At 54.1% G+C, this 12,855-nt stretch carries 13 protein-coding genes; 7 read left to right on the top strand and 6 right to left on the bottom strand.

All coding sequences use genetic code 11. From position 1 onward, the window contains the following. Window positions 1-10 precede the first annotated feature (10 nt). From ftsY to IB237_RS19895, 4 genes are all read left to right on the top strand, one after another. Window positions 11-1,468, top strand: coding sequence for a signal recognition particle-docking protein FtsY (gene ftsY / locus IB237_RS19910; RefSeq protein ID WP_192490461.1), 1,458 nt, complete (start codon window positions 11-13; stop codon window positions 1,466-1,468). A gap of 2 nt (window positions 1,469-1,470) precedes the next feature. Next, the gene (locus IB237_RS19905; RefSeq protein ID WP_192490648.1) at window positions 1,471-2,121 is read left to right on the top strand and encodes a septation protein A; all 651 of its coding nucleotides are present in this window, start codon (window positions 1,471-1,473) and stop codon (window positions 2,119-2,121) included. After that, on the top strand, window positions 2,118-2,708 hold the full coding sequence (locus tag IB237_RS19900) for a DUF2585 domain-containing protein (RefSeq protein WP_192490460.1): 591 nt from the start codon (window positions 2,118-2,120) through the stop codon (window positions 2,706-2,708). Before IB237_RS19905 ends, IB237_RS19900 begins: the two co-directional genes overlap by 4 nt. A 207-nt stretch (window positions 2,709-2,915) precedes the next feature. Then, window positions 2,916-4,106 (top strand): GGDEF domain-containing protein, encoded by a 1,191-nt coding sequence (locus IB237_RS19895; protein ID WP_192490459.1) that lies wholly within the window; start codon window positions 2,916-2,918, stop codon window positions 4,104-4,106. A gap of 26 nt (window positions 4,107-4,132) precedes the next feature. Here IB237_RS19895 and IB237_RS19890 read toward each other — a convergent pair whose 3' ends face one another. Genes IB237_RS19890 through ccmA form a run of 5 tightly spaced genes read right to left on the bottom strand, consistent with a single transcriptional unit; the run spans window position 4,133 to window position 7,063 of the window. Then, the gene (locus IB237_RS19890; RefSeq protein WP_192490458.1) at window positions 4,133-4,735 is read right to left on the bottom strand and encodes a DsbE family thiol:disulfide interchange protein; all 603 of its coding nucleotides are present in this window, start codon (window positions 4,733-4,735) and stop codon (window positions 4,133-4,135) included. After that, complete coding sequence (ccmD, locus tag IB237_RS19885) at window positions 4,732-4,908, bottom strand: heme exporter protein CcmD (RefSeq protein WP_192490457.1); 177 nt, start codon at window positions 4,906-4,908, stop codon at window positions 4,732-4,734. The genes IB237_RS19890 and ccmD overlap by 4 nt, the downstream gene beginning before the upstream one ends. A 3-nt stretch (window positions 4,909-4,911) precedes the next feature. Continuing rightward, on the bottom strand, window positions 4,912-5,673 hold the full coding sequence (locus IB237_RS19880) for a heme ABC transporter permease (RefSeq protein ID WP_192490456.1): 762 nt from the start codon (window positions 5,671-5,673) through the stop codon (window positions 4,912-4,914). 45 nt (window positions 5,674-5,718) lie between these two features. After that, a complete protein-coding gene (ccmB, locus tag IB237_RS19875; protein ID WP_192490455.1) occupies window positions 5,719-6,378 on the bottom strand; it encodes a heme exporter protein CcmB in 660 nt (219 codons plus the stop codon). A 43-nt stretch (window positions 6,379-6,421) separates the two neighbouring features. Further along, entirely contained in the window at window positions 6,422-7,063 is a 642-nt protein-coding gene (gene ccmA / locus IB237_RS19870) for a heme ABC exporter ATP-binding protein CcmA (RefSeq protein ID WP_192490454.1), read from the bottom strand. A 269-nt stretch (window positions 7,064-7,332) separates the two neighbouring features. Between ccmA and acnA the strand changes: the two genes are divergently transcribed. The 3 genes from acnA to IB237_RS19855 all read left to right on the top strand — a co-directional run bounded on the left by acnA (window position 7,333) and on the right by IB237_RS19855 (window position 11,651). Beyond that, window positions 7,333-10,026, top strand: a complete 2,694-nt coding sequence (gene acnA, locus IB237_RS19865; RefSeq protein WP_192490453.1) for an aconitate hydratase AcnA — start codon at window positions 7,333-7,335, stop codon at window positions 10,024-10,026. A 235-nt stretch (window positions 10,027-10,261) separates the two neighbouring features. Then, the gene (locus tag IB237_RS19860; protein ID WP_192490452.1) at window positions 10,262-11,008 is read left to right on the top strand and encodes a thioredoxin family protein; all 747 of its coding nucleotides are present in this window, start codon (window positions 10,262-10,264) and stop codon (window positions 11,006-11,008) included. A gap of 250 nt (window positions 11,009-11,258) precedes the next feature. After that, window positions 11,259-11,651: a DUF2794 domain-containing protein gene (locus IB237_RS19855; protein WP_192490451.1), complete on the top strand. Its 393-nt coding sequence runs from the start codon at window positions 11,259-11,261 to the stop codon at window positions 11,649-11,651. 206 nt (window positions 11,652-11,857) lie between these two features. Here the strand turns inward: IB237_RS19855 and IB237_RS19850 are convergent, their stop codons facing one another. Next, on the bottom strand, window positions 11,858-12,640 hold the full coding sequence (locus tag IB237_RS19850) for a Bax inhibitor-1/YccA family protein (protein ID WP_192490450.1): 783 nt from the start codon (window positions 12,638-12,640) through the stop codon (window positions 11,858-11,860). Window positions 12,641-12,855 lie beyond the last annotated feature (215 nt).

Genomic DNA, 12,855 nt, shown 5'->3' with positions numbered 1-12,855 from the left:
CGGAACTGTCATGGCCCTTGGCTTCATCAAAAAGGTCTTTTCATTCGGCAAGGACAAAGCCGAAGACGATAAGGCTGAACCAAATGGCCCACAGGAGCAGTCTTCCGAAGCTGCCTTCGAACAGGCTTTGGCCGAAGCGCAGCAACATTCTCCCGTCGATGACCCGGTGCTTGAAGTCGAGGTCGAAACCGCTGGTGGCCCTGCTCCCGATGAAGTGATGCAGTCTGACGAGGTCGAACCGCAGACGGAACCGGATGATGCGCCACTGCTTCCTGCTGCATTGGAAGCGAGCGATATTGGTGTCGTACCTCTTTCGCTGCTCGAGGTTGAAGCGGAAGCCGAAGCGGCAGAGGATGAAACGTCGTTTGCCATCGATAATGAACCGGTCGTTGAAGACGAGCCGGTAGCAACGGCTGATAAGACCGAGGCCGTTGTCGAGGCCGAAGAACAAGTTATTTCATCTGCGATTGCGGAAACGGCTGCGACTGTGCTGCCGAAAGGATTTTCGACAGCCAGCGAGCTTGTTGTGCCGGTTGAAGAAACACCACAGCAGAAGCTGACATGGTTTCAACGTCTTCGTGCCGGATTGGCGCGGACTTCTTCGCAACTGACCAGCCAGATCTCGGCGTTGTTCACCAAGCGCAAGCTGGACGAAGACACGCTGGACGAGCTGGAAGATTTGCTGATCCAGTCAGACCTTGGCGTCGAAACTGCGATGCGCATCACCGGTGCATTGTCGTCCGAGCGTTATGGCAAGGATGTCAGCGGCGAGGATGTGGCGCGCATTATGGCCGGTGAAATCACCAAGGTTTTGACCCCGGTCGCCAAGCCGCTGCAGCTTGATCTCAATCACAAACCACATGTCATTCTGGTGGTGGGTGTCAATGGTACCGGCAAAACCACGACCATTGGCAAGCTTGCGGCCAAACTGTCCGGTTCCGGGCTCAAGGTTATGCTGGCAGCAGGCGATACGTTCCGTGCCGCGGCGATTGAACAGTTAAAAATCTGGGCGGATCGTACCGGTTCTGAGTTCATCGGGACGAAGCTGGGCGCTGATGCTGCTGGCCTTGCCTATGACGCCTATGAGCAGGCGCGGGCCAAAAAAAGCGACGTTCTGATTATCGATACGGCCGGCCGTTTGCAGAACAAGACAGAGTTGATGGCCGAGCTTGAAAAGATCGTGCGTGTGCTTGGCAAGCTTGATCCAGACGCGCCGCACACTGTCTTGCAAACACTTGATGCAACGACAGGCCAGAACGCCATGAACCAGGTGGAGATTTTCCGCAACGTGGCGGGTGTGAATGGCCTGATTATGACAAAATTGGATGGCACGGCTCGCGGCGGTATCCTCGTTGCCATTGCTGCTAAGCACAAGCTGCCGGTTTATTTCATCGGCGTTGGCGAAGGCGTGGACGATCTGGAACCGTTTGAGGCAGAAGATTTCGCGAAGGCGATTGCGGGAGTTTGATGATGGACGTGGAAAGCAATCAGCGCGAAAGCGAAAATATGGTCAAGGAGACCAGTCCTCTGTTGAAGATGGTGCTGGAACTTGGCCCTTTGATGGTTTTCTTCTTTGCCAATTCGCGTGGTGACTGGCTGGCTGAAAAGTTTCCGGTGCTGACCGAATTCGGTGGCCCGATCTTCATCGCTACTGGCCTCTTCATGATTGCCACCGCCGCTTCGCTGATCGTGTCATGGATCATGACCCGCAAGCTGCCGATGATGCCACTGATCTCCGGCATCGTGGTGTTTGTGTTTGGCGCGCTGACATTGTGGCTGCAGAACGACACTTTCATCAAGATGAAGCCAACTATCGTCAACACACTGTTTGGCGTTATTTTGCTCGGCGGTCTGTTGTTCGGGCAGTCGTTGCTGGGGTACGTCTTCAATTCCGCTTTCAAACTGACTGACGAAGGCTGGCGCAAGCTAACCCTGCGCTGGGGCATTTTCTTCCTGTTTCTCGCGGTGTTGAATGAAGTCGTTTGGCGGAACTCCTCGACCGATTTCTGGGTCGCTTTCAAGGTCTGGGGCACCATGCCGGTCACCGTTTTGTTCACCATGGCACAGATGCCGCTGATCATGCGTCACTCAGTTGAACCGCTGGTGAAAGACGAAAAATGACCGTTGCGGATCTCTCTGTCAGCCGTAACTCATCGCTGAAATGGTTTGGCGTCGCCGCAGCACTTCTGCTGCTGCAGATAGTCATTCTTTATCTCATGGGCCGTATTCCGATCTGTGAGTGCGGTTACGTCAAGCTGTTCGAACCTGGCGTCAACACGCCGGGCAACTCGCAGCATCTTTCCGACTGGTACACGCCGTCGCATATCATTCACGGCTTCCTGTTCTTCGGTCTTGCATGGCTGCTGTTTCGCAAACAACCGATTGCTATGCGCCTGTCATTTGCGGTGCTGATCGAGGCAGCCTGGGAACTGCTTGAAAATTCCCCGCTGATTATCGACCGCTACCGCAGCGCCACCATGGCGCTCGGTTACTCCGGTGACAGTATTCTCAATTCGGCCATGGACACTGTTTTCATGGCGCTTGGTTTCTTCTTCGCCGCGCGCATGCCTGTATGGGTGACGGTGGCGGTGGCTGTTGTCTTTGAGCTGTTCACCGGGTGGCTGATCCGAGATAATCTGACGCTCAATGTCATCATGCTGCTGTGGCCGATCGATGCCATCAAGGAATGGCAGAACGCGATTTCCTAATCCGTGTAATAGTCGGCAATCGTTATGAAACAATACATAACTGATGTCACATCGTGCTGACTTCACATGGTTTCTTAACGGAAAGCATCTAGATTTCCATGCTCGCTGGACATCACGTATTGAACCGGATGCACGGCCATGCCGTGACGCCAGTGGCACCACGCATCGCATTTAACAAAAACTGTTTCTGATCAAGGCTTCGTCATCGTGCAGGATAATTTCGCCTATCTGCTTCCGTTTATCATGCTTACATTTGGCCTGGTATTTCTCGGCTTGCAGACCATGGGTTTCAAGCCTGCACGTTTCTGGGGCATTGGTTACATCTGTACGGCTCTGGGCTTTTCAAGCCCGATGTTTTTTGCCGATGATGCCTTTCTGGTGCATGCCCTGATTTCCAACATCCTGTTCTTTTCCGCGTTCTTTTTTTACGGCCATGCGTTGCTGGTGCAATTTGAGGCCAAGACGCTGCTTGGTTGGCGGATCGGATTTCTGGCAGCAGCCTATGCGGTTGTGGCGTATTTTATTGTCTTCCAGATCGATTTGCGCGCTGAACTTGCGATGAGTGATTTGATGTGCGCTGCCCTGCTTGCGCCGTGCATCCTGCTGGTCGCAAACAAAACCCGGCATGTAATGGACAAGGTGCTACTGGCGGCGACCTCGGCCGTGGTATTGGAAACTATTATCCGCGTGAGCGTGCTTCTGGTGACGACACCGGGCGGTTCGCCTCGTGACATTGATGCCTTTATGGCGTCGGACTATGCATTCCTGATGCAGATGACCGCCAGTATCTTCGGTTTCCTGATGGCGCTTGCCGTGCTGGCCAGTGTGGTTGCCAATGTTCTTTTGCAGCATCGCCATGCCGCTGATCATGATCCGCTGACCGGCCTGTTGAACCGACGTGGTTTTGATGACCGTTCTCCGGATTTCCGTGGGCAGGAGCAGCCGGAAGGCACCGTTTTGATGTGCGATATCGACCACTTCAAACATGTCAACGACCAGTTCGGACACGCGGCCGGTGATCGTGTCATCATCGGTTTTGCCGAATTGTTGAAGGAACGCCTGCCGCCACAAGCGCGTATCGCTCGCTTTGGTGGCGAGGAATTCGTGGTCTATCTGCCAGACACAACGGCGACGGAAATTGCTGTGCTTGCCAATATGTTGCGCGTCAGTTTTGCGACCCGCGAATGGACAGCTGTCGGTATTGATCGGCAGATTAGCGCAAGTTTCGGCATTTCATCAATTGCCAGAGGCGACCACTCCATTCACGACGCGATCGCCAGAGCCGACAGCTTTCTTTACAAAGCGAAATCGAATGGCCGCAATCAGGTGGTTCAGGAAGGCATGTCCGTGCTGACGACGCAGTCTGCGCCGCCGCTAAAGATCATTTCTATTCTTTGATTGGGCCTACGACGGTCAAACCGTGCTCAGCTTCCGGATACAGCCTTTTCAATGGCTGGCAGCAGACCCTTTTCCAGCGTTGCAGGATCGATAGGGCCAACCTTCTTGTAAACAATCGTGCCATTCTTATCGACAAGGTAGGTTTCCGGAATTCCGTAAACGCCCCAATCGATGGCCGCTTTGCCGTTGGGATCGACGCCGATTGCCTTGTAGGGATTACCCAGCTCGCCCAGGAAACGCAGCGCGTTGTCGTTCTTGTCCTTGTAGTTGATGCCAACCACATTGATGCGGCTATCTTTCGATAGTTCTTTCAGCATCGGATGTTCCTGGCGACAGGGCACACACCAAGACGCAAACACATTGACCAAGGTCAGCTGGCCGGAAATGGCGGCAGTGGTCAGGGCCGGGGTGGCTGATCCTTCAAGTGGCGGCATGGCAAGCGATGGAGCTTGCGTGCCGATGAGGGCCGATGGAATGGCACTGACATCAAGTCCGTTGACGTCCTGTTCGTAAAGCATCTTGGCTGCAATGGCTGCGAAACCTGCAAAAGCAACCAGTGGCAGCAAGGCAAAGAGGTAACGTGCCTTGCTTTTAGAGGCCTGTTTCGGGGCGCTGATGTCGTCGCTCATGCGGTTTCCCCGGTTTTTGGTTTGGCTGAGGCGCGGCGGCGAATGCCAGAGGCTTCCAGCTCTTTCAATTCCCGATTTCGTGCGCGGCCGTCCAGCATTACCCAGCCGATCAATGCGATCACGATCAAGCCGGTCAGGCCATAGGACAGGCCGATGTAAAAGGCGTGGCTCATGTTTTACGCCTCTCTGTTGGCCATACGCGCGGCAAGGCGGCGCTGGGCAGCAATACGTCGGCGCAGGATTTCATTGCGCATGGCGGCGATATGCAACGTGAAAAACAGCATGCTGAAACCTAATGCCATGATCAGTAGTGGCCAGAGGAACTCAGGGTCGATGGCCGGACCATCCATACGGATAACGCTGGCCGGTTGATGCAGCGTGTTCCACCATTCCACCGAGAACTTGATGATCGGAATGTTGACGAAACCGACCAGAATGAGCACCGCGCTGACGCGAGCGGCGCGCGAGGGATCATCCACGGCCTTGTTGAAAGCAATCAGGCCAAGATACATCAGAAACAGGATGAAAACCGAGGTCAGTCGTGCGTCCCACACCCACCATGTTCCCCACATGGGTTTGCCCCACAACGAACCGGTAATCAGCGCTATCAGCGTAAAGGCGGCACCGAGCGGTGCAGCTGCCTTGTGACTGACATCTGCCAGTGGATGGCGCCAGACCAGCGTGCCGATCGCTGAAGCTGCCATGACAGTATAACACATCATCGCCAGCCAGGCGGCAGGCACATGCACATACATGATGCGCACAGTATTGCCCTGCTGATAATCGCCATCCGTCGTGAAGGATAGGTAGAGGCCAACCGCGATGAGCAGAGCAGTGATAACGCTCATCCATGGCAGCAGGCGCGAGGCCAACGCCAGAAACCGGGTTGGGTTGGCGAGGTCGCTGAATTTGGTAATCGCAAGGCTCGTGTCGTTCATGCCGTCTTTCTACCTTGTGTCATGGCCACCTGCAATTGATCCCTGTCAATCGCTGCTGTTGCGCAGCGCCAAAGCCGCAAAGAAAGGCCCGATAACCGATGAAAATAGCGTGATCGCCATCAGGATCAGGAGCGGAGGCAGAAAAGGTGCGGGGTCCTGAACGGCTGCATAGGAGGCGCTGACGCCGAAAATCAGTACGGGGATGGCAAGCGGCAGCACGAGAATGGAGACTAGCAGTCCGCCGCGCGGCAGTGCCACAGCGACCGCTGCACCAACAGCACCGATGAAAGTCAAGGCCGGGGAGCCGACCAGCAGTGTTAGCATGACGGCACCAATGGCCACCTCGCTCATGTTCATGAAAAGGCCAAGCAGCGGCGAGGCGATGACGAGCGGCAGGCCGGTGGCCGTCCAGTGTGCCAGACACTTTACGAACACCGTCAGTACCAGCGGGTTTTCGTTCATCAGGATAAGATCGAGTGCACCGTCGTCTCTTTCGGCTTGAAACAACCGGTCGAGACCCAGTAGTGCCGCGAGCAGCGCACCAATCCAGACGATAGCAGGCCCGATGCGCGACAGAAGATTGAGATCAGGTCCCACGCCAAAAGGAATGACGGCAACCACAGTCATGAAAAACAGCACGCCGATCAGTGCGCCGCCACCTGCGCGAATGGACAGTTTCAGGTCACGGAAAAACAGCGCGATCATGGCTGAGCACTTTTCTCGAGCGTGGCGAAGGAAAAATCTGACGTCACCAAACGGTCTCCACGCCTGCAAAACCCGTCATCTGCAATTCCTTCGCGTTCTTTAGCCCCAATGGCTGATGTGTAGCGGCAATTACGATGCCACCCTTTTGCAGATGCGCCTCAACCAGGCCGGTGAACATTTTATCGGCATTGGCATCAAGAGCGGCTGTTGGTTCATCCAGTATCCAGATTGGGCGCCATGCGACAAGCAGTTTGGCCATGGCGAATCGTCGCTGTTGGCCAGCGGACAGATAACCGAATGGTAGGTGCGTGATACCTGAAAGACCGACAGCGTCTGCGGCGTCTTCCACGCTGATGGAGCAGCCGCCAGTAAAGTCGCCGAGAAACTCTTTCCAGAATTGCAGATTTTCCGAAACAGTGAGTTCGGTTTTCATGGCGTTGCGGTGGCCGAGATAATGGCTGGCTTCGGCGGCGCGTGTGCCCGGCTCCACTCCTTCGCCGGCTATCTTTACGGTGCCGGTTTCCGGGTGCAGAAGGCCCGCAAGAACACGGAGCAAGGTGGATTTTCCCGACCCGTTGCGGCCAGTCAGAAGCAATGCTTCGCCATCAGTTAACATGAGGGAAACATTCATGAATATGAAATCTTCGCCTCTTTTGACCGATAGGTGCTCCGCCGTCAGCAACATTGCTTCGCCTCATGTAAGATTTTGATCATTTCGAAAAAAAAATCGATTTGAATCGTCTTCTGATCTGGAACCTGTCTTAGAAATTATCTATATGAGTTTCAACCACGCCAGCGGTCGGCGTGATCATCATCTTCCGCCGGACCTGAGAATTGCAATTGCAAATTTCACGTGCGGACAGCGGAAATGGCCGTACCCGCATCCTGATGTGCATGGTTAAGTGCATAGGTGTCTGCACGCGTGTGTTGGCTATCAGAGAGCGGGGTTTATCCGTGACAAAATCTCTTGACAGTTTCCAATGTCGTTCCGTTCTTACCGTCGATGGTAAGGACTATATTTATTACAGCCTGCCCAAAGCTGAAGCCAATGGCTTGAAGGGCGTTTCCAAGCTGCCTTATTCCATGAAGGTTCTTCTGGAGAATCTGCTGCGTTTCGAAGATGGTCGCTCGGTCACCAAGGCCGATATCGAAGCCGTGGCTGCATGGCTCGACAATAAGGGCGTCAAGGAAGCAGAAATTGCTTACCGCCCGGCACGCGTGCTGATGCAGGACTTTACCGGTGTTCCAGCCGTGGTTGACCTTGCTGCAATGCGCGATGGTTTGAAGGCTCTGGGTGGTGATCCTGAAAAGATCAACCCGCTGGTTCCTGTCGACCTGGTTATAGATCACTCTGTTATTGTTGATGAATTCGGTACGCCGCAGGCTTTCGCCCGCAACGTGGATCTGGAATACCAACGTAACGGTGAGCGTTACCGCTTCCTCAAGTGGGGCCAGCAGGCGTTCAAGAACTTCCGTGTTGTTCCTCCGGGCACCGGCATCTGTCACCAGGTGAACCTTGAATATCTCGGTCAGACAGTCTGGACGAAGGAAGAAGACGGCGAGACCATTGCCTATCCTGATACCTGCGTTGGTACCGACAGCCACACGACCATGATTAATGGTCTGGGTGTTCTGGGTTGGGGCGTCGGTGGCATTGAAGCTGAAGCTGCAATGCTCGGTCAGCCAGTATCCATGCTCTTGCCTGAAGTTATCGGCTTCAAGCTGACCGGCAAGGTAAAGGAAGGTGTGACAGCCACCGACCTCGTGCTGACCGTTGTGCAGATGCTGCGCAAAAAGGGTGTTGTTTCCAAGTTCGTTGAGTTCTTCGGCCCCGGCCTTGACTCGATGACACTGGCAGACCGTGCGACGATTGGTAACATGGGTCCCGAGTATGGCGCGACCTGTGGTTTCTTCCCGGTCGACTCCGAAACGGTCAACTATCTCAACATGTCCGGTCGTACCAAGGATCGTATTGCACTGGTTGAAGCCTATTCCAAGGTGCAGGGCATGTGGCGTGACAATAACGGTTCGCAGCTTGTCTTCACCGACACACTGGAACTGGACCTTGGCGACGTTGTGCCATCGATGGCCGGTCCGAAGCGCCCGGAAGGTCGTCTGCCACTAGAAACCATTGCGCCGAACTTCGCGACGGCTCTGGAAAACGACTACAAGAAATCCGGCCAGATCGACACCCGTTATGCGGTTGAAGGCACGGATTTCGATCTGGGTCATGGTGATGTGGCCATCGCCGCCATCACATCCTGCACCAACACATCCAACCCCTCGGTCCTGATCGCTGCCGGCCTTCTGGCTCGCAACGCCGTTGCCAAGGGCCTGAAGTCCAAGCCATGGGTCAAGACATCCCTGGCACCGGGATCGCAGGTGGTGGGTGAATATCTCGCCAAGTCCGGCTTGCAGAAGGAACTGGATGCGCTCGGCTTCAACCTGGTTGGTTTTGGTTGCACGACCTGCATCGGTAACTCCGGCCCGTTGCCAGCGCCGATTTCCAAGACCATCAACGACAAGGGTCTGATTACCGCTGGCGTTCTCTCGGGCAACCGTAACTTCGAAGGCCGTATTTCTCCTGACGTGCAGGCCAACTACCTGGCTTCGCCGCCACTGGTTGTCGCTTACGCGCTGGCCGGCACGGTTCAGAAGGACCTGACCAAGGAGCCACTTGGCGAAGATCAGGACGGTAAGCCGGTTTACCTCAAAGATATCTGGCCAACCTCGGCAGAGGTGCAGCAGTTCATCCATAAATATGTGACCAGAGAACTGTACGAAACCAAATATGCTGACGTGTTCAAGGGTGACGAAAACTGGCAGTCGGTTCAGGTTCCTGAAGGTCAAACCTACGCCTGGGACGACAAGTCCACCTATGTTCAGAACCCGCCATATTTCGTTGGCATGGGGAAAAAGGGCACGGGTGTCAAAAACATCAAGGGCGCTCGCGTTCTTGGTCTCTTCGGCGACAAGATCACTACCGACCATATTTCTCCAGCCGGTTCGATCAAGGCCGCTTCGCCAGCCGGCGCTTACCTGACTGAAAATGGCGTCGGTGTTGCCGACTTCAACCAGTACGGCACGCGCCGTGGCAACCATGAAGTGATGATGCGCGGTACGTTTGCCAACATCCGTATTCGCAACCACATGCTCGGACCGAACGGCAAGGAAGGTGGTTACACCATCCACTATCCATCCAAGGAAGAGATGTCGATTTACGATGCGGCCATGATGTACAAGGATGAAGGCGTTCCGCTGGTTATCTTTGCAGGCGTCGAATACGGCAACGGTTCGTCCCGTGACTGGGCCGCCAAGGGTACCAACCTTCTTGGTGTCAAGGCTGTGATTGCGCAGTCGTTCGAGCGTATTCACCGCTCCAATCTGGTTGGAATGGGCGTTGTTCCATTCACCTTCCAGGAAGGCACCACATGGGCAAGCCTTGGCCTCAAGGGCGATGAAATCGTCGAGATCGATGGTCTCGAAGGCGATATCAAGCCACGTGAAACCAAGATCGCCAAGATCACTTACGGCGACGGCACGGTGAAGGAAATTCCTCTTCTTTGCCGCATCGATACGCTGGATGAAGTCACTTACATGGACAATGGTGGCATTCTCCAGACCGTTCTTCGCGATCTGGCTGCCTGATAATACTCAGTGCAACAAGAAACGCCGGGAGAAATCCCGGCGTTTTGCGTATTGGGCAATTGTCAAATGTGGTTTGCTCACTTACAAATTTTGACAAGCATGAAATGTGATCGACCCTCACCCCTTCGTGACTTCCCTTTGAACGTGTTTCGCGCTTATTTTCCAGCAACGCCCGATAGGTTTTATAGCAGATGAACATCCGGACGTTTGTGCGGATGAAAGGCCCAAGATCGCAATGCTTCTGAAATATGGTTTCCCCCTTCTTCTTATCAGTGTCGCAACCGCCAGTCCTGTTCTTGCACAAACATCGCCAGACCAGCCGAAGGGTGTGGTAGAACTATTTACCTCGCAAGGTTGCGCTTCCTGTCCGCCAGCTGATGCGGCGTTGCAGAAGATGATCGAGAAGGGTGACGTCATCGGCCTGTCATTCCACGTCGATTACTGGAACTATCTCGGCTGGAATGATTCCCTCAGCTCCAAAGAAAATACCGAACGTCAGTATGGTTATGCCCGTGCGCTTGGCCGTAACGGCGTTTATACGCCACAAGCCGTTCTGAACGGTCGCGACCATGCAAAGGGTGCCGATAGCAAGGCGATTTACAGCAAGCTTGAGGAATTTTCCTCGAGCGGCAAGGGACTGGTTGTTCCTGTCCAGTCCAGTCTGGTCAATGACGAGATCGAGATTAATATCGGCGCCGGCCAAGGCAAAGCGGATATCGTCGTCGCTTATTTTAACCAGCAGCAAATGGTTGATGTGACGCGCGGAGAAAACAAGGGCCGTAAGATTTCCTACTGGCACAGTGTTTATGACGTGCAGACAGTTGGGATGTGGAACGGCGAGGCAATGAAGGTCAATCTGCCTGCCAGCGTTCTTGGAAAAGCCAAGAAGGGCGGCTGTGCCGTGCTGCTGCAAACTGCCAATGAAACGGGTGATCCCTCAGCGATTATCGGTGCCAGCATTCTGATGAACGAGGCGAAATAGTCTTATCCGGTCCGGGCATTGGGGGCTGGGGGTAAAGGGTCAATGCACCGAACCGGGTCATTTGGTGCCTAGACATCAATTGACAGGCTTTACACTGACACCCAATTTAGGCAGTGATTTGACCGAAATGCGGCGATTCTAATTTCACTGTTTCACGTCGTAACACGCGCTTTTGTGTCGTTTTACTTGCAATTTTCTCAGGCTGGGGCAACACTGTCACCAACCTGTTATGATTTGCAGTGAGGCGCGCATGACCGATCAGCCGGATTTGTCGCAGGGCGGTAATTCGACGCGAGACGGTTCGACCGTCGTTGATCTTCGTGAATATCAAAGAAACAAGGATCCCTTGCCGGTGACCTTTCACCGTCGGGAACTCGACGCCATTTTGTGGATTTATGGCCGCATGGTGGGCGAGGGCGAATGGCGTGACTACGCTATCGACCACTTGAAGGACCGAGCGGTGTTTTCGGTTTTTAAACGATCAGGTGAGATGCCGCTTTACCGCATTGAAAAGAACCCCAAGCTGGCGGCCAAGCAGGGTGCTTACAGCGTTATCAACGTTAATGGCACGATCTTGAAGCGTGGACATGAGTTGCGGCAAGTGCTGAAGGTTTTCGACAAGACCCTGAAGCTGGTCGAATAGCTGACTGCAACCCAATCGTACGTTAGCCACAGGCTTTGTCCGTGGCTTTTGCTTTCGTGTTTCCTGATCTGCCGTTTTGTCGGATTGTCGCTGCGAGAGCGCTGCTACGTTGAGTGTCGGCACTCGCTGTTCCTGCGTGCTATAAATCTCATGCAACAAAAAAGGCGGCTCGAAAGCCGCCTTCTTCATGTGGGTTTCAACCCTTCTTAGTCGTTGCGGTTACCGAGGAACTGCAACAGGAAGGTGAAGAGGTTGATGAAGTCGAGATAGAGGGTCAGCGCACCCATGATGGCCTTGCGACCAGCAACGGCAACGTCATCACCATCGAAATACATTTCCTTGATCTTCTGGGTGTCATAGGCGGTCAAACCAGCAAAGATCAGAACACCGATGGCCGAGATAGCAAAGCCCATAGCCGAAGACTGTAGGAAGATGTTGACGATCGACGCGATGATCAGACCGAACAGACCCATGATAAGGAAAGAGCCCATACCGGACAGGCTCTTTTTCGTGGTGTAACCGTACAGCGACAGCGCACCGAACGAAGCGGCGGTGACGAAGAACGTCTGAACAATGCTCTGGCCAGTGTAGACCACGAAGATCGACGACAGGGACAGACCCATCATTGCAGCATATACCCAGAAGGTGGTCTGCGCAGCGGCGACGCTCATCTTATGAACGCGGAAGCTGAGGAAGAACACCATGCCGAGCGGAGCAAGCATCACAACCCAACGCAGCGGCGAACCGTAAAGAGCCGCGCCAAGAGCCGTCAACAGTGTTCCGTTGCCAAGCTCTGCAACAGCAGCTGATGGATCTGTTGTAGTTGCCATCGAAAATGTGAAGTAAGCAGCGATACCGGTGATCGCGAGGCCCACGGCCATAAGGTTATAAACCTTAACCATGTAGCTACGCAGACCTTCATCGATCATCGCATCCGTCTGGCCGCGGGTCTGCGCCATTCGGTTTTGGTAATTGTTGAAATCAGCCATTTGTTCCTCTTTCAAGCTCCGGAATTATTCACGGTGTCGGGATAAATCCCAGGCGCCGCTGCGGAGCTTCAGCAAGCCTGTCCAAAATATGATGGGAGAATGTGTTTGATACAAGACCTTTTGTATCCAAAAACACCAAATACGGGAAAATCGCGATCAATTTATCGAAGATTACCAAGAATTAATCGTTAAAGTTATGGCCCCAGAACGGGTAA

Origin of the sequence: Agrobacterium sp. AGB01, assembly GCF_014851585.1 — a bacterium.
GTDB lineage: Bacteria > Pseudomonadota > Alphaproteobacteria > Rhizobiales > Rhizobiaceae > Agrobacterium.
This window is presented reverse-complemented; position numbering and strand designations above follow the sequence as displayed.

Excerpts from the sequence above, each read along its gene's own strand:
- ftsY (WP_192490461.1), top strand. The coding sequence starts at position 11 with ATGGCCCTTGGCTTCATCAAAAAGGTCTTTTCATTCGGCAAGGACAAA.
- IB237_RS19905 (WP_192490648.1), top strand. The coding sequence starts at position 1,471 with ATGGACGTGGAAAGCAATCAGCGCGAAAGCGAAAATATGGTCAAGGAG.
- IB237_RS19855 (WP_192490451.1), top strand. The coding sequence starts at position 11,259 with ATGACCGATCAGCCGGATTTGTCGCAGGGCGGTAATTCGACGCGAGAC.
- IB237_RS19880 (WP_192490456.1), bottom strand. The coding sequence starts at position 5,673 with ATGAACGACACGAGCCTTGCGATTACCAAATTCAGCGACCTCGCCAAC.
- IB237_RS19890 (WP_192490458.1), bottom strand. The coding sequence starts at position 4,735 with ATGAGCGACGACATCAGCGCCCCGAAACAGGCCTCTAAAAGCAAGGCA.
- ccmD (WP_192490457.1), bottom strand. The coding sequence starts at position 4,908 with ATGAGCCACGCCTTTTACATCGGCCTGTCCTATGGCCTGACCGGCTTG.
- ccmB (WP_192490455.1), bottom strand. The coding sequence starts at position 6,378 with ATGATCGCGCTGTTTTTCCGTGACCTGAAACTGTCCATTCGCGCAGGT.
- IB237_RS19860 (WP_192490452.1), top strand. The coding sequence starts at position 10,262 with ATGCTTCTGAAATATGGTTTCCCCCTTCTTCTTATCAGTGTCGCAACC.
- ccmA (WP_192490454.1), bottom strand. The coding sequence starts at position 7,063 with ATGTTGCTGACGGCGGAGCACCTATCGGTCAAAAGAGGCGAAGATTTC.
- IB237_RS19850 (WP_192490450.1), bottom strand. The coding sequence starts at position 12,640 with ATGGCTGATTTCAACAATTACCAAAACCGAATGGCGCAGACCCGCGGC.
- IB237_RS19900 (WP_192490460.1), top strand. The coding sequence starts at position 2,118 with ATGACCGTTGCGGATCTCTCTGTCAGCCGTAACTCATCGCTGAAATGG.